Source organism: Streptomyces sp. NBC_01241, from assembly GCF_041435435.1.
In the GTDB taxonomy this organism is placed as follows: Bacteria; Actinomycetota; Actinomycetes; order Streptomycetales; family Streptomycetaceae; genus Streptomyces.
Map to the genome: position 1 here is coordinate 6,524,309 of NZ_CP108494.1, position 22,568 is coordinate 6,546,876.

At 67.9% G+C, this 22,568-nt stretch carries 12 protein-coding genes and 3 pseudogenes; 11 read left to right on the forward strand and 4 right to left on the reverse strand.

Annotation, left to right across the window (positions count from 1 at the left end; translation table 11 throughout):
* Positions 1 to 24: 24 nt before the first annotated feature.
* The 11 genes and pseudogenes from pglX (at position 25) to OG306_RS29355 (ending at position 18,576) form a co-directional block, all read left to right on the forward strand.
* Positions 25 to 3,750, forward strand: coding sequence for a BREX-2 system adenine-specific DNA-methyltransferase PglX (gene pglX / locus OG306_RS29305; RefSeq protein ID WP_371665719.1), 3,726 nt, complete (start codon positions 25 to 27; stop codon positions 3,748 to 3,750).
* 23 nt (positions 3,751 to 3,773) lie between these two features.
* Complete coding sequence (pglY, locus tag OG306_RS29310; RefSeq protein ID WP_371665720.1) at positions 3,774 to 7,667, forward strand: BREX-2 system ATPase PglY; 3,894 nt, start codon at positions 3,774 to 3,776, stop codon at positions 7,665 to 7,667.
* Positions 7,667 to 10,585: a BREX-2 system phosphatase PglZ gene (gene pglZ, locus OG306_RS29315; RefSeq protein ID WP_371665721.1), complete on the forward strand. Its 2,919-nt coding sequence runs from the start codon at positions 7,667 to 7,669 to the stop codon at positions 10,583 to 10,585. Before pglY ends, pglZ begins: the two co-directional genes overlap by 1 nt.
* Before the next feature lie 121 nt (positions 10,586 to 10,706).
* Complete coding sequence (brxD, locus tag OG306_RS29320) at positions 10,707 to 12,056, forward strand: BREX system ATP-binding protein BrxD (protein ID WP_371665722.1); 1,350 nt, start codon at positions 10,707 to 10,709, stop codon at positions 12,054 to 12,056.
* A gap of 53 nt (positions 12,057 to 12,109) precedes the next feature.
* Positions 12,110 to 14,269, forward strand: coding sequence for a DEAD/DEAH box helicase (locus OG306_RS29325; protein WP_371665723.1), 2,160 nt, complete (start codon positions 12,110 to 12,112; stop codon positions 14,267 to 14,269).
* A 156-nt stretch (positions 14,270 to 14,425) separates the two neighbouring features.
* Positions 14,426 to 15,229 carry a hypothetical protein gene (locus OG306_RS29330; protein ID WP_371665724.1) on the forward strand — a complete coding sequence of 268 codons (804 nt, stop codon included), beginning with the start codon at positions 14,426 to 14,428 and terminating at the stop codon, positions 15,227 to 15,229.
* 6 nt (positions 15,230 to 15,235) lie between these two features.
* Positions 15,236 to 15,451, forward strand: a pseudogene (locus tag OG306_RS29335) (helix-turn-helix domain-containing protein); the annotation flags it as partial.
* A gap of 279 nt (positions 15,452 to 15,730) precedes the next feature.
* Positions 15,731 to 16,402, forward strand: coding sequence for an ImmA/IrrE family metallo-endopeptidase (locus tag OG306_RS29340; RefSeq protein WP_371666278.1), 672 nt, complete (start codon positions 15,731 to 15,733; stop codon positions 16,400 to 16,402).
* Between the two features lie 437 nt (positions 16,403 to 16,839).
* A pseudogene (locus OG306_RS29345) lies at positions 16,840 to 16,947 on the forward strand (NUDIX hydrolase); the annotation flags it as partial.
* A gap of 55 nt (positions 16,948 to 17,002) precedes the next feature.
* Positions 17,003 to 17,478, forward strand: a pseudogene (locus OG306_RS29350) (DUF5655 domain-containing protein); the annotation flags it as partial.
* Between the two features lie 669 nt (positions 17,479 to 18,147).
* Positions 18,148 to 18,576 carry an NUDIX domain-containing protein gene (locus tag OG306_RS29355; protein WP_371665725.1) on the forward strand — a complete coding sequence of 143 codons (429 nt, stop codon included), beginning with the start codon at positions 18,148 to 18,150 and terminating at the stop codon, positions 18,574 to 18,576.
* Here the strand turns inward: OG306_RS29355 and OG306_RS29360 are convergent.
* From OG306_RS29360 to OG306_RS29375, 4 genes are read right to left on the reverse strand one after another with little or no spacing between them, the layout of a single operon-like run.
* On the reverse strand, positions 18,571 to 19,221 hold the full coding sequence (locus OG306_RS29360) for a hypothetical protein (RefSeq protein WP_371665726.1): 651 nt from the start codon (positions 19,219 to 19,221) through the stop codon (positions 18,571 to 18,573). The two genes, OG306_RS29355 and OG306_RS29360, sit on opposite strands and share 6 nt — an antisense overlap.
* 46 nt (positions 19,222 to 19,267) lie before the next feature.
* A complete protein-coding gene (locus OG306_RS29365; protein WP_371665727.1) occupies positions 19,268 to 20,383 on the reverse strand; it encodes a DnaB-like helicase N-terminal domain-containing protein in 1,116 nt (371 codons plus the stop codon).
* Positions 20,384 to 21,646, reverse strand: coding sequence for a DNA cytosine methyltransferase (locus OG306_RS29370; protein WP_371666279.1), 1,263 nt, complete (start codon positions 21,644 to 21,646; stop codon positions 20,384 to 20,386).
* Complete coding sequence (locus tag OG306_RS29375; RefSeq protein WP_371666280.1) at positions 21,646 to 22,518, reverse strand: hypothetical protein; 873 nt, start codon at positions 22,516 to 22,518, stop codon at positions 21,646 to 21,648. The genes OG306_RS29370 and OG306_RS29375 overlap by 1 nt, the downstream gene beginning before the upstream one ends.
* Between the last annotated feature and the right edge of the window lie 50 nt (positions 22,519 to 22,568).

Consider the following 22,568-nt stretch of genomic DNA (forward strand, 5'->3'; position numbering starts at 1 on the left):
CGATTTCTCCACAGGAGCCGTTCCGTGATCGACCGCAAGAGCCTCCTCGCCGACCTGCAGAAGCAGGTCAAGGCGGCAGAGACCGACCTTGAGCAGCAGGTCAAAGCTGTCCCCGAGGTAGGGACGCGGCTGCGCGGTGAGTATGAGCAGGCCCGGAAGCTGGGCCGTACGGCAGCGACGTGGAACGCCTGGCTCGGGGAGCGGATCACCCAGGTTGCGGTGGCCTGGGTCCTCGGCACCGTCTTCGTCCGCTTCAGCGAGGACAACCGGCTGATCGCCGAGCCCTACATCACCGCCCCGGATGTGGCTGGGCGCGAGACCGCGCAGGCGCGGTACGAGGAGTACCTGGAGAAGGACGCCGACCCGACGTACCGAGGCTGGCTGGAGACGGCGTTCGCAGAGCTGGGCTCCGGGCAGGCTGGCCGGCTGCTCTTCGACCGCGACCACAACCCGCTCTACCAGATCCCGCTTTCGCACGACGGGGCCGGCGCGCTGCTCGCGTTCTGGAGGGAGCAGCGCGCCAGCGAGAATGAAGCCGACGGCCCGGTGCTTGTGCATGACTTCAGCGACCCGCTGAGAGAGGCTGGCACTGAGGGCTGGAACACCCGGTTCCTAGGCGATCTGTACCAGGACCTTAGCGAGGCGGCCCGCAAGACGTACGCGCTGCTGCAGACGCCGGAGTTCGTGGAGGAGTTCATCCTCGACCGGACGATGACCCCGGCGGTACGGGAGTTCGGGTTCGAGGAACTGAAGATGATCGACCCGACCTGCGGGTCCGGTCACTTCGTGCTCGAAGCGTTCCGACGGCTGGTACGGATGTGGGCGGAGCAGCGTCCAGAGGTGGGCTCGTACGAGCGGGTGCGAGCCGCCCTCGACTCGGTGCACGGAGTGGACCTCAACCCTTTCGCGATTGCGATCGCCCGCTTCCGGCTCCTGGTTGCGGCGATGGCCGCAAGCGGCATGCGGACTTTCGAGGAGGCCCAGCACTACGAGTGGCCGATCCAGCTCGCTGTGGGCGACTCCCTCATCAAGGATCGTCAGCTGGAGCTTCAACTGGGGCTTGGCTTTGAGGACGAGGGCGGCGCGGCCGGTGACCCGCTCGCTCAGTTCTCATACGCCACGGAGGACGTGGACGAGTACCCCGGGATCCTGGACCAGGGGCGCTACCACGTAGTAGTGGGTAATCCTCCGTACATCACGGTCAAGGACAAGCAGCTCAACCAGCTGTACCGAGAGCTATACAGCGCGTGCGCGGGGACGTACGCACTGTCCGTTCCCTTCGCCCAGCGGTTCTTCGAACTCGCCAAGCAGGGTGGGGCGGATGGGCACGGCTACGGCATGGTCGGTCAGATCACAGCGAACTCCTTCATGAAGCGTGAATTCGGTACCAAGCTCATCGAGGAGTACTTCGCGCACAAGGTCGAGCTGACGGAGGTCATCGACACCTCAGGGGCGGTCATCCCGGGGCATGGGACGCCGACGGTGATTCTCATCGGGCGACCTAGGGAGGGCGTAAAGCGGCAGGCGACGATCCGCACGGTGCGGAGCGTGCAGGGGGAGCCTTCGGCGCCGGAGGAGGGGAAGGAAGCCGAGGGGCTGGTGTGGCAGGCGATCGTCGAGCTGATCGACCGACCGGGGAGTGCGGGACAGTGGGTTTCAGTGGACGATCTGGAGCGGGATCGGTATTTCGGCAAGCAGCCGTGGATCCTGGCTGATGGCGGACTTGAGATGGTTGAGACGCTGAACTCGGGATCGCGTGCCCAGCTCCGATCAGTTGCTCAGGAAATTGGCGCTGGTGCAGTAACGCGCGAGGACGACGCGTTCATGGTTGGTGCTGGAGCCTTGCGCCGTTCAGGCGTCACGGACAACGAAGCACGCCAGCTTGTGGACGGTGGCTCCGTCCGCGATTTCACCATCAGCGGAGCGGCGACCTCAGCGTGGCCATATGACGAGAAGACTCTCAAGGCGACGGCATCGCCGGAATTGAGACGCTTCCTGTGGCCGTCCCGTCGTTATCTCATCGACCGCGTCGCCTTCGGCAAGTCGCAACTGGAGCGTGGGCTTGCCTGGTTTGAGTACTCCATGTTCTTCAAGAACAGGTATAGGCCGAAGTTCACGATCGCTTTCCCCTTCGTTGCTACACACAATCACTTTGCACTGAACCGCGCGCGGCGCGTATTCATCCGCACCGCTCCCGTCGTCGCGCTCAACAAGGGGGCGAGCGAGGAGGAGTATGTGCGGCTGCTCGGGTTGCTCAATAGCTCCACGGCTGGTTTCTGGCTCAAAATGGTTAGTCACGACAAGGGTAGCCAGGGTGTAAACGAGGGCTACAAGTCGCAGGTCTGGGAGCGCTTTTACGAGTTCACCGGCACCAAGCTCCAGGAATTTCCTCTTCCCGCCGAGTACCCCACCGCACTCGCCACCGCCCTCGACACCCTCGCTCAGCAGCTCTCCGCCGTCACCCCTGCCGCCCTCGCAGCCAAGACAACCCCCACTGCCTCCGCCCTCCGCGAAGCCGAAAGTCGTCACGCCTCCCTCCGCGCCCGCATGATCGCCCTCCAGGAGGAGCTGGACTGGCAGGTCTACTCCCTCTACAACCTGCACTCCGAAGACCTGCGTCTCTCTGACCCCGATGCGGTGCCCGACCTTGCCCTCGGTGAGCGCGCCTTCGAGATCGTGCTCGCGCGCCGTGTCGAAGCCGGCGAGGCCAGCGAGGAGTGGTTCAACCGGCACGGATCAGAGCAGATCCGAGAGATCCCCGACCACTGGCCCGCCGACTATCGCGCCCTCGTCCAGAAGCGCATCGACGCCATCGAGTCCAACCGAGCCATCGGCATGGTAGAGCGCCCCGAGTACAAGAGGCGTTGGGCGACCGAGGGTTGGGCCGCGATGCGGCAGAAGGCGTTGAGGACCTGGCTGCTCGACCGGATCGAGGATCGTGCGTATTGGTTTGACGCCAACGGCAACCCGACCGTCATCACTCTCGGCCGCCTCGCTGAAGCGCTCTCCGCGGACGAGGACTTCACGTCTGTTGCCGATCTCTACGCCCCCCAGCAGGATCTCGCCAAGACGGTCCGTGAGCTGCTGTCAGAGGAGCATGTGCCGTTCGTTGCCGCGCTCCGCTACAAGCCCGCCGCGCTGAAGAAGCGGGCGGACTGGGAGCATGTGTGGGACCTCCAGCGCGAGGAGGACGCCGCGCCGGACGAGCTTGCCAAGCGGAAGGTCCGTGAGCGGACGCCCGTGCCGCCGAAGTACACCGCGGCAGACTTCCTGAAGCCGAGCTACTGGCGTGCGCGCGGCAAGCTCGATGTACCCAAGGAGCGGTTCGTCTCGTACGGCACGGCCAACGCACAGTCGCCAGAGCTGTACGGGTGGGCCGGCTGGGACCACTTGGAGCAGGCTCTCGCGCTCGCCTCCCACATTCAGCAGGCCGGGCTCGGCGAGGACGACCTCGTGCCATACCTGGCCGGGCTGCTTGAGCTGCAGCCCTGGCTGGAGCAGTGGCATGGCGAGTACGACCCGGAGTTCGGGGCATCGCCAGCCGCCGAGATCGTGGCATTCCGGCAGCAGAAGCAGGACGAGCTCGGGCTGACCGACGACGCGCTGCGGGCCTGGCGCCCAGCTGCGGCCACCCGCGGAGGCGCGAAGAAGTCAGCCGCGCCCAAGAAGCGAACGGGCGCGAGGGCCGCCGTCCAGATGTCCGTCACGGACAACGTCACCGATGCCGTCACCGGCGCAGAGTCCGACTGATCAGGGCGAGGAGCTTAAATACCATGGCGTTCATGAGCAGGAACAACTCTCGCCCCGAGGACCGGCCGCTTCTGCGGGAGCTGATCGACATCCCGGAGTCGGTGTCCACCTCCGACTTCGTGCTGAAGCTGAACGAGGCGGTCACCGCCGAGGGGGCTGAGGCGGCCCTGAAGGACTACGTCGTCACCGACCGGCTGCTGGGTAACTTCGACGAAGCCCTGGACCTGATCAAGTCGGCGCTCGACAGTCACTCGTCGAAGGCGGCATATCTGCACGGTTCGTTCGGTTCCGGTAAGTCGCACTTCATGGCGGTGCTTTACGCGCTGCTGTCGGGGAACCAGGCTGCGCGGGAGCGCAGTGAGCTCGACCCGGTGCGGGCCCGGCACTCCTGGTTGGATGCGGACGACCGGAAGTTCCTGCTGGTGCCGTACCACATGCTGGGTTCCAAGTCCCTGGAGCAGCGGGTGCTCGGCAAGTACGTGGAGCACGTACGCAAGCTGCATCCGGACTGCCCGCTGCCGCAGGTCTACCGGACCGACGGGATCTTTGAGGACTTCGCTGAGCAGCGCCGCCGTAACGGCGACGACTGGGTGATCGCGCAGCTCGCCGATGCCGGTGGCCAGGAGGACGAATGGGGTGATTCTTTCACCTGGACCAGCAGCCTTCTCGACGAGGCCATGGACGCGGTGGAGGAGCACGAGAACACCAAGAGCCTCGATCTGGATAACCCCTCCACGCCGAGGGACCTGCGTGCCCGCCTCGTGCAGGACCTCACAAGAACGCTGTTCCCCGCCTTCGCGCGTAATGCTTCCGAGGACATCAGCGGCTTCATCTCCCTCGACAGGGGGCTCAGCGTCATCGCGGCGCACGCCAAGGCGCTGGGCTACGACGGGCTCATCCTGTTCATGGACGAGCTGATCCTGTGGCTTGCCACTCTCATCCACGACCAGAAGGTGCTGGGCAGGGAATCCAGCAAGGTGACGAACTTCGTGGAGGGCGGTGACGAGCGGCGTGCCATTCCGGTTGTGTCGTTCATCGCCCGTCAGCGCGATCTGCGCGAGCTGGTCGGTGAGGAGATGTCGGGTGCCGCCGAGGCGGCAGTGCAGGACACCTTGAAACTCAACGGCGGGCGTTACGACGAGATCGTCCTGGAGGACCGCAACCTTCCTCAGATCGCGCAGGCTCGCCTGCTCAAGCCCGTGCCGGGGGCCGAGGCGAAGGTGGACGCCGCGTTCGCCGAAGCCAAGAAGCTTGGCCCGGACGTGTGGGACACCCTGCTGGGCCACGACAAGTCCACCACCGGCGCGGACGAGGACGCTTTTAGGCGGACGTACCCGTTCCCGCCAGCGTTCATGGACACTCTGGTGCACATCTCCGCCGCGCTGCAGCGCTCCCGCACCGGCCTGAAGCTGATGAGTCAGCTGCTCGTCGACCACCGTGACGACTGGCGGCTCGGACAGCTCGTGCCGCTCGGCGATCTGTATCCGGCGATCGCGGGCGGCGGCGACAAGGCGTTCAGCGGGGAGACCAACGTCCACTTCGAGGCTGCCGACAAGCTGTACCGGGACAAGCTGCGCCCGTACCTGCTGAAGACCAACCAGGTTACCGACGACCAGGTCGAGGCGTACCGACGCTCTCCCGAGAGCCTGGGCGACCCACAGCTCGCGGCCCGTTGCCGCGACTTCACCGGCGACAGCCGACTCCTGCAGACCCTCTTGCTGTCGGCACTCGCGCCCAGCGTGCCCGCGCTCGCCGACCTCACTTTGGCGAGGCTGCACGCCCTCAACCACGGTTCCATCACCACCCGCATCGCGGGCACCGAGGTCGGCCGGCTCGAGCAGAAGGTGAAGGAGTGGGCGGCGACCTTCCCCGAGATCAAAGTCGCCGGTACCGGGCCGGGGGCGGTGGTCCGTCTGGAGCTCACCGGCGTCGACCTGGACGCCGTCCTCGCCAACGCCCAGGTCCACAACAACCTGGGCAACCGGCGTGCCAAGATGCGCAGCCTGCTCAAGGACGCGCTCGGGGTTGGCGACGGGCCCGGGGGCTTCGACGCATATGACGTGCTCGACCTTGTGTGGAAGGGCACCGAACGACAGATCGAGGTGGTCTTCGGCCACGTCGCCGACGTCGACTCGCTGTCCGAGGCGACCTTGCGGCCCAGCCAGGACGACGCCTGGCGGCTCGTCGTCGATTTCCCTTATGACGAGGGCGAGTTCGGTCCGATGGACGACCTGCAGCGGCTGCGTGCTCTGCGGGAGAAGCCGGGCGGCGACTCGCGCACCCTGGCCTGGCTGCCCACACACCTGACCGACGCCTCCCGCAGTGATTTCGAGCGTCTCGTCGTCATCGACAAGGCCCTCGCCGACGAGGCACGCTTTGACTCCGAATTCGCACGCAGCCTCAACGCTGACGACAAGGCGCGCGCCAAGAGCATGCTGCAGTCGCAGCGCAACATCCTCACCGAGCGCGTCACCCAGGCGCTGCGGCAGGCGTACGGGCTCGCGCAAAAGCAGGAAGGGGTCGTCGATCTCGGCTTCGACACCCACCTGGTCGCCCAGCAGGATGTGCCCGAGCTTCGGCTTCCGCTCGGTGCAGCGCTGGACGCTGCTGCCCGCGATCTGGCCGGCAGGTTGCTTGTCCACCAGTACCCCGCCCACCCCGACCTGGACCCCGATGGCGCCGGCAAGCCTGTGAAGCCTGCCGAGATCAGGGCCGTCTTCGAGTACGTGCGCAAGGCCGCCGAGGACCGCGACGGACAGGTCGAGGTCGATGGCAAAGACCGCAAGACCATGGCGCGGATCGCGGGCGGCCTCGGGCTCGGCACCATGCGGGAGGCGTACTACCGGCAGTCCACCACCTGGCCTGACCACTTCACCAGCCAGGCCCGCCGGGACGGAGCCGCCGAGCCGACTCTGGTCAAGCTCTCCGACTGGAGCGACCTTCCCGAGCCGCGCGGACTGTCCGAGCCGCTTCGCCGGCTGCTCGCCGCCGCCTACGCGGAGATGACCGACCGGGTGTGGGTACGCGGCGGTGTCCCCGTTGAACCGGCGCCCGCACCGCATGAGCTGAAGCGGGACTATGCCCTGCGCGAGCAGGCGCTGCCCAGTGAGGAAGACTGGGCCGAGGCGCGCAAGCGGCACGAGACCGTGCTCGGGGACCGGGCGCCGCAACTGCGTCGCGGGCGGATCGTCAACCAGTTCGCCGGACAGATCAAGCAGGCCGCCGCCGTGCTCGCCCAGGACGCAGGACGGCTCGTCGGAGAACTGGAGAAGCACCGTTCCTTCCTGCGCCTCGACGACGACTCGCCCCGCCTCGTCCTCGCCCGGCGGGCGCAGGAGCTGGTGAAGTCGGTGACCGAGGTCGGCATAGACGCCAAGACCGTCGTTGACCGGCTCGCACGCTTCGACTTCGGCGACTTCACCGCACACCGCTACGCCATGTCCCTCAAGAGCGCCGGGAAGGTTGCCACCGCGCTGCAGAACACCAGCTGGGATCAGCTGGGCCTGGCCGACACTCTCGATGCGGGAGGCGCGGCCGTCCTGGAACGCGTACGGGACGCTGCCGCCGGCGATCCGGGGGACTACCCCGACCTGCCTGGCGTACTCAATGCGGGTGGCCGGGAGGTGTTGTCTCTGCTGAGGTCCCGACAGACCACGGCCGAGCAGCCCCAAACCCCCGCCACTCCATCGCCGAGCTCGGACGGTGTGGACCTGATCGGCGGCTCCGCTCACCCGCAGGTGCTGCCGGAGCCTGTGGCGCAGCCGGGGCCTCGCACGCCGTCTCGGTCCCTTGTCCGCTCCGGCGGCGGGCGGACCACCGCCGCGAGGGCTGCCGCCGAGCTGCAGGCGGAGATCGCGGCGCTCGCGGCCGAGAACCCCAACGCCACGGTCGAGGTCGTCTGGAAGGTTGTCGACTGATGTCCGACGCCGTCACTACAGCGTCCGCGTCTATCGGTCTCGCCCGGCTGCCGGCGGGGACTGTCCGTCAGTACCTTGCCGCCCGCAGCCGGCTCGGCGACGGCACGGTCCGCGTCCTGCTGCTGCGGGCCGATCCGGCCTGGGATGGGCCCGCTGTGCAACAGGCAGCGGGCGGTCTGCGGGCGCGCGTGGCCGTCGGGCCCTCGGTATTGGCCGTACACGAGCAGATCCTGGGCCACCTCGACGCGACAACTCCCCCCGACCCCAAGGTCCTGGTCGTCCTCACCGACCGCGAGGACACCGACCTCGACCCCGGGCTGCTCGCCCGCGTCTACGGCGGCAGAATCCGGTCCGTTGACAACTGGGAGGTCGTGCAGGAGGCGTTCGACGCACGCGGCCTCGACGGGCGACTGCGCAGCGAGACCTGGGCAGCCGAAGCCCTCCTGGACGCGGCAGCCACCCGCGGCTGGCCCTCGTTGGGTAAGGGAGTGCTCTCCCGAGACGAGGCACTAACCCGGCTGGCCAGGCGCCGTCTCAGGACCGGCCGTCACGACACGGATGCGCTGGGCGGGCCGGCCGCACACGACGACGGAGACCGCATCGACCCCGTCGCACTGTTCCGATGGGCCCTCACCCCTGGCGGCCCCGACCTCCTGCGTGACCTGCGCGGACCGGAACGGGCCGGCCTGGCCCGCTTCCTTGCCGAACCCGAACAGGGCGGCTCCACCGGAAAGATCATCACCGCCCTGGTGAACGCCGAACATGGGGCAGACGCAGCCGCATACGCGGTCGTCTGCGCCGCCTTGTGGGGGCACGCGGAGGCCGACCACGACTTGTATCGGGCGCGTGGGCGCGCTGAGCGGTGGCTTGGCGAACAGCCTCCCGCGCAGGGCGACGACCTCGACAGACTCCTGGCCTCTTTCGGATCCAGCGGCGAGGCGTTCGTCCGCGGTCTTGTCGACCGAGGCGAGCACCGGCTCGCCGACCCGGTCCTGACTCGGGCCGCACAGCTCGTGGCACAGTTCGGGGCACAGGCTGCCGCGACTGTCAGCCCGCTGCTCTCGGCCGGACTCGACGCTCGCTTCACTGCGGCTGGTCGTGCCCTTGCCGACGGCGGCACCGACACGATCACCGCTGCCGTCACCGCGCTGGCTGACCACGCTCTGGCCGCCGACGGCGCCACCCGGGCGCGCATCGAGCGGGTGAGGATGGCGGCGCGCTTGCGGCAGTGGCTTGCCGGCTCGCCTGAGGCCGACATCGCCTCGGTCGCTGAGGGCACCGCACGCCAGATCTGTGAACTCGGCTGGGTGGACCGGGCCTTGGAACACCTCGAAGCGGGCGGCGACCCGGATGACATACTCGCCGACGCATACAGCCGGATCGGCGCGCAGGCGCGGGACAAGCGCCGCGAACTGGACCGGGCATTCTCCGAGCGGCTCGCGGTGTGGACCGCGGATGGCACCGCTCCCGGCACCATGCTCACCGTGGAGAGCTTGCTGGACCGCGTCGTCGCACCCGTCGTGGCCAGCCCCGGCCGACGGGTGCTGTTCCTCCTCGTGGACGGGATGAGCGCGGCGATAGCAGCGGAGCTAGGTGAAGAACTGCGTAGACAGTGGGCCGAGTTCGACCCGCTGCCCGCTGCGACCGGAGCGCCCGTCCGGCGCGCCGTGGCTGCCGCGCTGCCCACCCTCACGGCCGTATCCCGAACCTCGTTGTTCGCGGGCACCCTGATGAAGGGCGACCAGAGCGACGAGAAGCGGCTCTTCCCCCAGCACTCCTGCTGGAACGGGGCTCCGGCGGTCGTCTTCCACAAGGATGACCTGCGCGGCCCCGACACCGGCTCGCCCTTCTCTACCGCTCTCACCGAAGCCCTCGCCGACGAGCGCACCCATGTCGCGGTCGTACTCAACACGGTCGACGACCGCCTCGGCAAGGAGCAGAAACTCGGCGACGGCGCGTGGCAGGCCAAGGAGATCGGCGGTCTGGAACCATTGCTGCGGGCTGCCCGCGCGCATGGCATGACCGTGCTGCTCACCTCCGACCACGGCCATGTAGTCGAGCGGCGCGGCACCAAGCTCGACGCGGCTGACGGCACGATCGGCTCGGCCCGCCACCGCACTCCGGGTGGATCCGTTGCTCCGGCCGAGATCGAGCTGTCCGGACCTCGGGTGGTCTGGCCGGAGCCCGGATCGCGGATCATCGCGCTGCGGGACCACGACACCCGGTACACCGCGCTCAAGGCGGGTTACCACGGCGGGGCGACCCTCGCCGAGTTCACCATCCCGCTCCTCGCCCTGCTTCCCTTCGGCGCCGAGCCGCCGATCGGATGGCGGGAGCTGGGCGACCCGACACCCTCCTGGTGGACGGAGGACGCCGAGGGCGGTGGCGTCGTCGAGGCCGGCGCCAAGAACGAAGCGGACGCAGGTGCCGTGCCCGACGCAGCCGTGGCGAGCTCGCGCCGGAAGCAGACCAGGAAGGCCGCCCCGCCCGCCCCCGAGGGCGCCATCAGTTTGTTCAGCGAGGACGAGGTGGCACCCCCCGTAGCGGAGGAACCCGCCGAGTCGGCGGCCGCGCCCGAGGCCGCACCCTCCTCCAAGCAGTCCGAAGACCCTGCTGTTGCCCTGGTCGAGCGGCTCATGGCCACCGAGTTGTACCAGGCACAGCTGGACCTCCTCGCCCGTAAGCCACGCGACAAGACCGTCCTCCCAAAGGCGCTGGTCGCGCTTGTCGAGGCCGGCACCCTGCCGATGACCGCTCTTGCCGAGCGAGCGGGCCAGCCCGCCACCCGTGCACCCGGCTTCGCAGCGACCCTCGCCCAGCTCCTCAATTACGACGGGGCCCAGATCCTGGAGATCCTCCCTGACAACCGCACCCTTCGCCTGCACCGCGCCCAGCTGATCGAGCAGTTCGGGCTGTGAACCGGCGCAGTGCGCCTGCATCGGGCGGGCCGGTCTCCCGTCCCGCCCGGTCCGCGCGCTGGCGGCCTGGCGTCCGCATTGGTGTCCGGCCAGGTGGGCGGCAGGATGGGAGACTGTTCGGGTGAACGCGTTTGGATCTTCAGCATCCGGGGCCACCCCGGTCGGCGCCGTGAGGCGGCGCGCCGTGGTGGACGCGCTACGGCGCGGCGCCGTCCCTGAGAGCGGCCTCGACCTGCTCGCCACCGGCCTCGGCCGCTTCGAGCAGGCAGTCGACGAGGAACTGGAGACTGTTGCTGCCGGCGGCTCGGTGTTCAAGGCCGTGCGCGGTGAGTACGGATCCGGCAAGACTTTCTTTACCCGCTGGCTCGGCGAACGCGCCAAACGACGCACCTTTGCCGTAGCTGAGGTACAGGTGTCGGAGACCGAGACCCCGCTGCACAAGCTGGAGACCGTCTACCGGCGACTCACCGAGCGCCTGACCACCGCGAGCTTCCCGCCCAGCGCCCTGCGGCCGGTCGCCGACGCCTGGTTCTACGCACTGGAAGAGGATGCACTCGCCGACGGCGCGAGCGAGAACGAGCTGCCGCAGGCCGTGGAGAGGCTGCTCACCGCCCGCCTCACCGAGGTCTCCCGGCACGCACCCGCGTTCGCCACCGCCCTGCGTGGATACAAGCAGTCCCTGGACGCCGGAGACGAGGCCACCGCCGCCGCGGTCATGGCCTGGCTCGGGGGCCAGCCACACGTCGCCGCAGCCGCCAGGCGCAGCGCAGGCGTCCGCGGCGACCTTGACCACTTCGGCGCCTTCGGCTTCCTGCAGGGCCTGCTCACTGTGCTCCGGGACGCTGGGCACGCCGGACTCGTCCTCGTCCTGGACGAAGTGGAGACTCTGCAACGGGTTCGCTCCGATGCCCGCGACAAGGCACTCAACGCGCTCCGGCAGCTCATCGACGAGGTCCACTCCGGCCGCTTCTCGGGCCTGTACCTCGTCATCACCGGCACGCCCGCCTTTTACGACGGACAGCAGGGCGTACAGCGACTCGCGCCGCTCGCCCAGCGCCTTGCCACCGACTTCACGACCGATCCCCGCTTCGATAACCCTCGGGCTGTCCAGATCCGGCTGCCCGGATTCACCGAGGAATCACTGACCAGTCTAGGTGCCACCATCCGTGACCTGTACGCGGAAGGTTCCCAGTCTCCCGACCGGATCAAGCAGCTCGCGGACGACGCGTACCTCACGGACCTGGCGCGGGCAGTGGGTGGGGCTCTCGGCGGAAAGGTCGGAGTAGCACCACGGCTGTACCTGAAGAAGCTGGTCGGGGACGTGCTCGACCGGATCGACCAGTTCGCTGACTTCGACCCGCGCACGCACTACAAGCTGACAGTGGCGAGCGGCGATCTCACCGCCACCGAACGGAACTTCGCCGCGCCCGCGCCAGCCGCCTCTGCGGACGATCTCGACCTTGAGATCTGAAGTCCAATTCTCCGAAGACCCGACTCTGACGGATCAGTGCAGGAGTTACAGACGTGCAGGAGCAGACGCGCGGCACCGACCCAGTGGAACGCCTCGACCCGGTCGTCCTGCACCACATCGTCAACACGCTCGGGTGGCCCGATCTACGCCCCCTGCAAAAGGCGGCCGTGCACCCGCTGATGGACGGTGAGGACGCGATCCTGCTCGCGCCGACCGCAGGTGGGAAGACGGAGGCCGCCACCTTCCCCATGCTGTCCGCAATGCGGGAGAAACGCTGGACCGGCACCTCCGTCCTCTACCTGGCCCCGCTCAAGGCGCTCCTCAACAACCTGGTGCACCGGGTCGACACCTACGCCCAGTGGTTGGGATGCCGAGCTGCCCTCTGGCATGGCGACACCCCCGAGTCCGTACGCCGGCGCATCCGCACCGAGTCCCCCGACTTCCTGCTCACCACTCCCGAGTCCCTCGAAGCGATGCTCATCAGCGTCAAGACCGACCACTCGCACATGCTGGGTCGGGTGCGTGCCGTCGTCGTCGACGAGGTGCATGCCTTCGCCGGGGACGACCGCGGCTGGCACCTGCTCGCCGTACTCGAACGCCTGGAGCGACTGGCCGGCCACCGGATCCAGCGCATCGGCCTCTCCGCCACTGTCGGTAATCCCGAAACCCTGCTCACCTGGCTCCAGGGCGCAAGCCCCGCCGACCGCCCCGGTCGAGTCGTCGCCCCCGGCGTCACCCTGCCAGCGGCCAGCGCTGCTGCAACCGAAACCCAAGGTCTCCCGCGCCCCGCAGGAGAGGTGGAACTTGACTACGTTGGATCTCTCGCCAACGCTGCCAAGGTGATCTCTGCCCTGCACCAGGGCGAAAAGCGGCTCGTCTTCTGTGACTCCCGCAAGCAGGTCGAGGAGCTCGGCGCGGCACTACGAGCCCGCGACGTCACCGTGTTTCTCTCCCACGCCTCCCTCTCCACCGACGAACGCGCCCGCTCCGAGCAGGCATTCGCCGAAGCACGCGACTGCGTCATCGTCTCCACCTCAACCCTCGAACTCGGCATCGACGTCGGCGACCTCGACCGCGTAATCCAGATCGACTCGCCCAGCACCGTGGCCTCTTTCCTGCAGCGCATCGGCCGCACAGGCCGTCGCACCGGAACCTCCCGCAACTGCCTGTTCCTCGCCACCCGGCCCGATGCCCTCCTCCAAGCCGCCGGCCTACTGACCCTGTGGACCCGCGGCTGGGTCGAACCCGTCACCCCACCCCCTTCGCCTCGCCACCTCGTCGCACAGCAACTCCTCGCCGTTACTCTGCAGGAACACCGCCTTGGCGATCGCTTGTGGCCCGAACAATGGAACGGCCTCGCTCCGTTTGACCGCTCCGCTGCCCCTCTCCTGTCCCACCTCGTCGAAGGCGGCTTCCTCGACAGCGACGGCGGCATGCTGTTTATCGGCGCCGAAGCCGAGAAGCACTTCGGCCGACGGCACTTCATGGAGCTGACCGCCTCCTTCACTGCACCGCCCGAGTTCACCGTGCTCGCCGGACGCACCGAGATCGGCACCACCGACCCCGCCGTCCTCACCGAGGAACGCCCAGGCCCGCGCCGCCTGCTTTTGGCAGGCCGCAGCTGGCAGGTCACCTTCATCGACTGGGCCCGACGCCGCGCATTTGTCGAACCCGTCGAAGACGGCGGCATCGCCAAATGGCAGGGAAGCGAAGCCCGCGGCCTCTCCTACGACCTCACCCGGGCCATGCGCGATGTTCTCCTCGGTACCGACCCGGACGTCCGCCTCACCCGCCGCGCAAGCGCCGCCCTCGCCGAACTTCGTATGGACCGCGCACCCCACGAAGTACACCCGGCAGGCACCCTCCTGGTCCGCGACGCGGACGCCACACGCTGGTGGACCTGGGCCGGCTACCGCGCCAACGCCACTCTCGCAGCCTCCCTCGGCAACTTCGCAGACCCCATTCAGCGCCCGACGGACACCCACGTCCGGCTGCGCCAAGACCTTGCGCCCGACGACTGGAAGACCGCCCGCGCCGAACTCCCCGACTCCCTCACCCTGCCCACCGTCGACCCACGTGCCGTACGCGGCCTCAAGTTCTCAGCCGCCCTCCCGCCTCGACTCGCTACCACCACACTTGCCGAACGACTGGCCGACCTAGACGGCGCCCTAGCCGCTGCTCGGGAACCCGTGCGTCTGGAATGGGGCGGCTGAACAACCAAGATCAAGGCCCGCCGACCGCTGGCAGTGGTTCCCCACGACCAACCTGGCGAGCCTCCAGATTCGCGTACGTGCTTGCGGAATGACGTACAGGGGACCCGTCTACTTGATTTTCACGCAGATATGGGTGGGTTCTGCTATCGTCGGCGCGTGGAAATCACTCTGCAGCAGGCAGTGAGCGATCTCCGGCAGGCGGGTGCGCTGGAAATCATCCGGGATGTCGCGCGCGAGGTGTACGCGACCAACGCCGACCGTCATGACCCGTCGCATGGGGATGACAACGGCACCTTTGCCCAACTGGTATGGCGGAACGTCGCCAACCTCTCCTTCCAGAGGCTCAACCAAGCAGGTATTCCGGTCCGAAAGGTCGCCGGCGGAGCGATCGAGGTCATCTCTGGCCCGTGGGTCCTGAGGATCTATAAGTTTCCTCTGGCTGCACCTGGCAAGGTGCGGGACAAGCTGGAGCAGCTGAGCTGGGACGGTAGCGCTGCGCGTCTCAGGGGTGCGGTAGCGAACAGTGCGGTGAAGGGCCAGCTGACCTTCGATCAAGACCCGGACTGGGCTGAAAGCTTCGCTGAGGCCGTTCGGCAGGGCCACGTGCGGGTCATGCACATGGGCGACCCCGAGACGGGCAACTGTGTCATTGAGGTGGGGCTACCGCGAGATAACCGCGAGGGCGGGTCGCCTTGGCTTGATGGCACGGTCGAGATCCACAACGATCTCCAGGTTGGCCTTCCGGCTCCCCGTTCGGCCGAAGACGTCATGGTCGCTCAGGAAGGGTCGCCCCAAGAAGTCAGCACGGGCCTGGACCGGAAGCTGCCGGAGCCGAGCATCGACGAGAGCACTGCCGAGGAGGCTTCGAAGGCGCCTGCTTACAGCGACCTGGACGAGCACGAGCTGCCGCTGCGGCGGCGTACCGAAGAGCCGCGTGAAAAGCGCGAGAAGACAGACTGAGAGATCATGCCGACACCGCTGCGAGGCTCGAGAGGCGCTGAGCTCGCCTCCCGCTCCTTCGAACCTGAAGCCCTGACGACGGCCCGTCAGCTTCGAGGACTCCGCAAGAACGAGCTCGCCAAGAAGGTTGCGCTCACGCCAGCGGCGGTTAGTCAGTACGAGCTGGGCCAGAGCCGGCCGTCGACTGCGGTGGTTGCGCAGTTGGCTATGGCATTGGGGGTGCCAGCCACATTCTTCGCGGCTGGCCACCCGCACCCGACCGTGCCCAGCGCTGCCCATTTCCGAAGCCTTCGGGCAACGACTCAACTCCAACGTGACCAGGCTGTCGCATTCGGCAAGATTGCATGGAGGTTGGTCACCACTATTGAGCACTATGTGGAGCTGCCTCCTGTTGCGCTACCTCGCCTGGCTCTGCCATCTGAGCCCAGCCGGGCCGACATCGCAGCCGTGGCCCGGGATGCTCGCGATGCGCTAGGGGTTCCCGCCGGACCTATTCCCCACATGACGCGGCTTCTGGAGGCTCATGGCGCGGTAGTGCTGGAGCTCCCTGCAATGTCCGAACGAGTGGACGCCTTCTCTCACTGGTACGGAAGCAGGCCCATGGTCTTCCGTAATCCTGCCAAGAACGACAAGGCTCGCTCTCGGTTCGATGCCGCACATGAGGCTGGGCACTTGGTTATGCACCTTGACGCAGAGCCCGGTAGTCGGATCATCGAGAATCAGGCGCATGACTTTGCGGCGGAATTCTTGATGCCGAGTGGGGAGATCCTTGCGGAGCTACCGCAACGGCTCGATTGGGAGATGCTCTACGGACTGAAGCGGCGTTGGGGAACGTCGTTGAAGGCGATCGTCTATCGCGCTCACGCTCTCGGCGCCTTCCGTGATGCAACGTACAAGCGCGCGATGATGATGCTCTCCCAGAACGGGGATCCGGAACCATGCGACCTGGGTCCTCGGGAGGCCCCCCTTCTACTGGAGAGGGCGGTCCGCCTCTGCGATGAGACCGGTGTTTCGTTCGACGAGCTCGTTGCTCGGTCGGGTCTTCCCTTTGGGCTTGCGAACGAGGTTTATGCGACGGCCACGATGACTCGTCCCCGCCTCGCTCTTAGCGTTGATGAGGGCGATGTGGCGACGGACGGACCCGAGGTGCTTCAGCTCTTTCCAGGCTACTAGCGCTGGCCGGAAAGCCAGGAGTACAGAAGTGTGAATTCCCAGTCAATCGCGAACGTCACAAGAAACAGGGAAGCGTGTGCTGGATTGCGTCGATTGGCTCTCCGGCTTCGCCCCGGGCTATCGTCGACGAACGCTGTCGGGGAGTGATGGCCACAGGCTGTCTTCCAGGTCACGGCAGCGGCCTCCTTGTCGTAGTGCGCGAACACCAGGTCACGGCCGTGGTCGACCGTGACCTGGTGTTCGGCGTCCGGAGCGAGTCTGCCCGCCAGCCACCGGACCCGGTCAGGCATGTCGTGACGTGCGGGCGGGTGGTGTATGGGTCCTTCTTGCCGGAGACGGTAGGGACACCGATCAGGCGGGAGACGGGCGGGCCGGAGGCCCCGGCTTCCGTCCAAGCGGTCAGAGATGCGGATAGCGCTGCATCAAATCAGCCTGGCGAACTGGCCGAACTCGCATGGGTGAAGCACGGCGAGATCCCGCAGTACGTACCGTACGGCCTCTTCGGACCGGTCCAGCACCATCTGGATACGGCGCTCCAACGATGACCACCCCACCACCCCATGTGCGGTACACAGTAGCGACAGCTGACAGTGATGGGACTCGGTACGCGAGCACCGAAGGTCGATCGACCTGGTCCGCTACCGACTCTTCGGCAACGACTTCCTCGGCCTTGAGACCGTGGCATCCGTCAGTGGCAGGGCACCTGTACTCCGGCGGGCGTATCGACAGGTGACCACCCGGGCGCCCACCGAAGTTCAGGGCACGCCGATATCCGAGTTGGGGAAGGCGGTCGACGAGGCGTTGCTCAGCCTCGGGGACGGCGTGAACCGCGTGGAGCGCAAGCAGTACCGGGCGTATCAGCGGCTGCGGAACTTCGCCTGCGTCTGTCCGCCCCAGCGGAGCAGGCTCCTGGTCTACCTGAGGGCCGACCCGAAGCACGTCGACCTCGTTCCCGGGTTTACCCGGGACGTGTCCGGGCTTGGCCACCACGGGACGGGCGACTTGGAGGTGCAGCTTCGCACGCCCAGGTGGAGCGTGCGCAGGATCTGTTCCGCGCGAGCTATGCGGCTGCGTGATCGCTTGACGGCACATTGGTCATGAGTGTTTCGCGTTGGGTCTGCGGTCGTCGGATAGCGCCTGTCGACGTATGGGCAGGGCGTGGCGGTGGAAGTTCAATGATGGGCGGGATCGCCGGTTTGGCTAACCGGCGATCCCGCGCCGCTCTCTCTGCTGATGATCAACGGCGTGTACAGCTGGCGGCTGTTGGTCATCGAGGATGGCCGGCGGCTCTCGCTGTCGCCGTGAGTGGGGCGCCGCTACGCCGACCTCGGTGATGTCGCTGGAGGTCGGCGATACGGCCAGCGTCGAAGGGCCGCGGCGGTGGACTATCGACGGTCAGGGATTGCCGGCTTGGTCAACCGGAGATCCGCCTTTTCCAGGTGACTGAGAATAGCTGGTGTCACTTTCATCCGGCCCTGGAGGACACGGAAGTTGGCGGCCCCGTGTTCAGCAGCGAGCTGCGCGGCCTGTGCAGGGTCAGGCTCTTCTTCCTGTCCAGCGCAGACGATGACGCCGTGGTGGCTCGCTGATGGCACGGTGAAAAGGTGCGCCCAGGACGACTGGGATTCCTGGTGATGCGGTGCTCGCTAACCAGGACAGAGCCCGGTGTGTGGGGTCCACCCTTCAGCACGGAGGTGATGTCGGCGTTCACTCCGCGTCCGGTTTGCGAGCGGTAGCGTCGGCGGATGCATACACGTGTGACGGGCATCGTCATCGAGGACGGCAACATCCTCCTGCTGAACCAGGACACCGACGGCCCCCGGTCCTGGTCCTTGCCCGGAGGCAAGGTCGAGGACGGCGAGACCCTTGAAGAAGCGCTGGTCAGGGAAATGCGAGAGGAAGCCGGCGCCGAGGTGGAGATCGGCCGGCTTCTGTACCTGTGCGACAACACGGGTGCTCACGTCGTGCACATCACCTTCGAGGCCCGCCTCGTGGGCGGGCGGGTCGGGGATGCAGTGGAGGGTGCGGACACGCGGCCGATCCGGGGCGTCGAGTTCGTGGCGCTGGACGACCTGCCGAGCCGCGGATTCAGTGACGTGTTCGTGAAGCTGTGCCGGGACCGCTTCCCGGATGCCGGGTTGTACATGGGGCCGAAGTCCGCCATCGGGCTATGAACCCAGCGCGCTGAGCAGCAGACGTTCGAGCCCGCCCGGTGTGGACCGGGCGGAGCTCTCGGCGGCATCGACCCACTGATTGAGCCGCTGCGCCAGCTCCCAGGCGCCGAGCCGGGCGGCGTCATCGGTGTGGGGGTCGCGCACCCGGCGCACGCCCACGCTCCGTGAGGAGCCCAGGTTTTCCCCGTGGAGGTGGATGTTCGGGCCGTTGAGGTAGGTGCTGACGGCGACGGTGGTCCAGCCGTTGTGGGCGTGGGCGTGGATGATCAGGCGCCCGTGCCGGATGTCGTCGTAGATCTTCTGGGCGTCGTTGGAAACCTCGCGGATCTTCTCGCGCGAGCACCAGGGCATGGGGTAGTTGGCCCAGGTCCATTCGGTGTCGATCTCGTCGCGCAGCTCGGGGGTGATGTTCACGGTGATGTTCTCTGCTTGCAGGGCGCGTGCGGCTTGCTCGGCGTAGTGCGGTTCCTCGCGGTCGATGCGAGCCATGACCATGGTCTCTTCGTCCAGCGGCTCGAAGCCGTGGAGGGTGAGAAGGGCGTGGATCGTGCGGGTGGGGGTGCCCGTGATGGTGGCGGTGACGGCGCTGGAGCGCTCCTGGTACAGGTCGAGGCGGATGCGAGGGGCGGTTTCGGGGTGCGGCAATCTGGTCTCGTTTCGCGGCTCCGGCCGGAGCGGGCCGGAGCGGTGGTCATCGGAGTGCTCGTGCTGTGGTGGCGCGGGGCGGCGGACCGGCGCGGGAGACGGCCGGGCTGCGCGGGGCACGAGGAGTCGCCGGTGGTGTGGGGGCGGTACTGCGCTGCCAGCGGGTGCGTAGGGCGGTGAGGTCGGCCAGGGCACGGCGGCTGCCGGTGATCAGTTGGTGCGTCGTGTTGGCCGGGTCTTCGGCGTAGGCGGCGATCCGCGTGGCGACGTCGCACGCGCTTGTCAGCAGGGCGCGTTGAAGGATGCGTTCACCCCAGTACTCGGCTGACCCGACGGGTGTGGAGACCAGGGCCATCAGGTCACCGGCGCCGAGGTCACCGGCCACGAGGAGTCCGCGGTGCTGGGCTTCCCAGAGCACGGTGACCGGGTCCACGGGCTCTGCACGGTGGACCAGCGAGGTCAGGCACTGCCACAGGGTTGCGTGCAGGGACTGCGTGAAATCGTCGGGCTGGAGCCAGCGCATGTCCTTCAGAGCTGTCGGATGCGCGGTGGCGGTGGCGAGGAGGAGTCTTTCCTCGTCGAGGGCTTCCTCGCTGCTGCGTGCCGTGGGCTGTTCCGGCAGGACGGTGCGTGGCAGGGAGCCGGGGTGCGGGGCGAACTGTCCGGCGAGCGTGTCCAGGAACTGTGCGAGGGCGTCGGCCTGGGCCAGGGTGGCGGCGGCCCGGTGGGGCAGGGTGGCGTCGACCGCGGTCTGGGCGAGGCGCTGGGCGTGCATGAGCAGCGTGCGCCGGGCGTGATCGGACTGGATCATCCGGGCGTACGTCGGCGCGTGCTGGGGCCGCGGGCAGACCTGGACGAGGGTGTGGAGGTAGGAGGCCGTCAGCCCGGGGGCATGGGGGCGGGCCGCGTCGAGGACGGAGTTGAGCCAGGCGGGATCGCAGCGGTGGGCCTCCGGATCGGGCAGCGGCACCGTACGCATGGCCTGGAAGAGGGCGCCGTGGGCGTGATTGCTGAACTGCTCCGCTCCCAGGCCGCGGACGTCGGGAAGCCGGTGGGGATCCAGGAGGAGCGCCCCGAGCAGGGACTGCTCGGCGTAGTGGACGGGCCGCGGAGAGGGCAGGTCGTCCAGGTCGTCCTCGTAAGGGTCGGTGGAATGGGGCATCTACGCGGCCAGGGTGAAGTCGTCGGGGCGGAGGGTCTTGCCGAGGTACGGGGCCAGCAGATGGGCGGCGAGCCGGGGCGGCACCGCGTTACCGATCTGGCCGAAGACCTGGCCCTTGTTCCCGGCCCAGGGGTAGTCGGCGGGAAAGGTCTGCAGGCGGCCGGCTTCTTGGGCGGTGATCCGGATGGACTCCGGCGCTGGCTGCTCCTCGCCAGCGGTGCGGGGGGCGGCTTCGGCGATCCAGACGCATTCATTGGCGCGATGGCCGAAGAACAGGGTGCCGGCCGGCTCGTCGGACCGGCGTACGGTCGCGTTGGACTGGTTGTTGCTGCGCAGTGACCATGACCAGCGGTGTGCTTCGCCCGTGAACGTGGGGGCAGGCTCGTCGGCCGGCCGGTTCTCCCGGGTACGGTGCCGAGCCGTCCACCCCGCGCCTTCCCGGCGAGACTGCAGGATGAGGGTGCTCTGGGGCTTCCAGGTTCCGCGGTCGCGGGCGTCGCTGAGGGTCTTGCGTGATCCCGACGGGAAGGGCTCGGGGCCGCCTCCCGGGCCTCCGCCGGCGCACACGGTCGGCACCGGGCGGTCGGTGGCGCCCCAGCCGAGGGCTTCGGCCATGGACACCCACCGGGCGCGGCCCGGCCCGAACAACGACTCTGGCTCGGCGACCTTGGCGTGTGTGGGCAGCGGCGGCTCGGCCGTGCGGGTGCGGGAGGCGAGCAGAATCGCGCGCCGTCTCGTCTGCGGCACTCCGTAGTCTGCCGCGTTCAGGATTCCGGTCCAGACCGAGAAGCCCCAGCTGCGCAGGATCGCGGCATACTGCCGCCACAGAGGCAGAACGTCGGGCACTTCCTCCATGGCGATCCACTCGGGTTGGCCGTGCTGCTGGAGGGCGTGGAGGTAGCGCATGGGTTCGGCAGCCAGCAGGGAGCGCTCGTCCTGACAGGCGGTGAGGAGCCGTTCGCGGGTGTCGTGGCCGGTGGCGAGGTCCGCGACGGCCTGGTGAACCAAGGGCTGGTCGAGGAGTCCGAGGCGTTTGCCGGCCATCGACCATGCCTGGCAGGGCGGGCTGGCGATGAGTCCGGCCGTCTTTCCGAGGAAGGGCCCCACCGGGTACATCGCGACGTCGGTGCGGATGGTCAACTGTCCGGCCGCGCCACGGGTCTTGCAGGCCCACTCGTCCCATTCCAGGCCGATATCGCGTACGCCGAGGAAGGTCAGGGCGTGGCTCCAGCCGCCGGGCCCGGCGAACAGATCGAGCACGATCACGTGGCCAGCCCGAAATCGTCGCGGGTCAGGGCGTCTGCGTCTCCCCGGCAAGCCCAGGGCGAGCATCCGTCGGGGACGCCCTCTTCCAGCGCTGCGGCGTCTTCATCGTCGCCAAGTTCCTGCTGCAGGGCGGCCCACTCAGCAGCGGTGACGTGATCGATGGGGGCCTCGGCCAGCGGTACGCGGGAGCGGTGCAGGAAGGCTTGGCCGAGCAGACGGTTGCCGCTGGCGTTGGCGCGGGCGTTGCCCTGGCGGATGGCGGCATCGAATTCGACCACGTCCGCCCACTCCTCGGGCGAGGTGTCACGGATGTGGCGCCACTGCGCGTTGCCGTGGAACGGGCACCCCAAGCACGACGACTTCGGGGTGTCGGCGAGGTCGAGGGAGGACAGGTACCGGACGCAGTCGTTGCGCGACCAGCCCATGTCGATGAGCGGGTGCCGGTTGCGCATGTACTTCACGTCCGCGTCCTTGGCGCGGTGGAACTCGTCGGTGGAGATGCCGACCCACTGCTCGACGAACACCCCAACCGGGATCCGGGCTGGGTACGGGTAGCCGAGGAGGGCTCTGACCTGCTTCTTTATCGGTTTGATCTTGTATTCGCCGGTGCACTGCCGCCGGGTCATCCCGGCCTTGCCGTCCTGGTTGAGGATGTAGAGCGGCATGGAAGCGAACCGGTGGTGCGGGTCGAGTGCGTCGTCGCGGATGTTCCCGGTGGACACACGCAGGACGCGGATGCCGGCCGGGGCGGCTATCTCACGCTCCAGGCGGTCGAGATGGTCGTAGACGGCGCGGGGCTCCCACCCGGTGTCGGCGAAGATCGCGTAATCGACCTTGGGAAGGACACCTTCGGCGGACAGGGCGAGCAGGGTGCTGGACTGGACTCCGGCGCCCAGGGACAGGGCGCGGAACTGGGGCT

Excerpts from the sequence above, each read along its gene's own strand:
- pglZ (WP_371665721.1), top strand. The coding sequence starts at position 7,667 with ATGTCCGACGCCGTCACTACAGCGTCCGCGTCTATCGGTCTCGCCCGG.
- OG306_RS29340 (WP_371666278.1), top strand. The coding sequence starts at position 15,731 with ATGACGCGGCTTCTGGAGGCTCATGGCGCGGTAGTGCTGGAGCTCCCT.
- pglY (WP_371665720.1), top strand. The coding sequence starts at position 3,774 with ATGGCGTTCATGAGCAGGAACAACTCTCGCCCCGAGGACCGGCCGCTT.
- OG306_RS29355 (WP_371665725.1), top strand. The coding sequence starts at position 18,148 with ATGCATACACGTGTGACGGGCATCGTCATCGAGGACGGCAACATCCTC.
- OG306_RS29365 (WP_371665727.1), bottom strand. The coding sequence starts at position 20,383 with ATGCCCCATTCCACCGACCCTTACGAGGACGACCTGGACGACCTGCCC.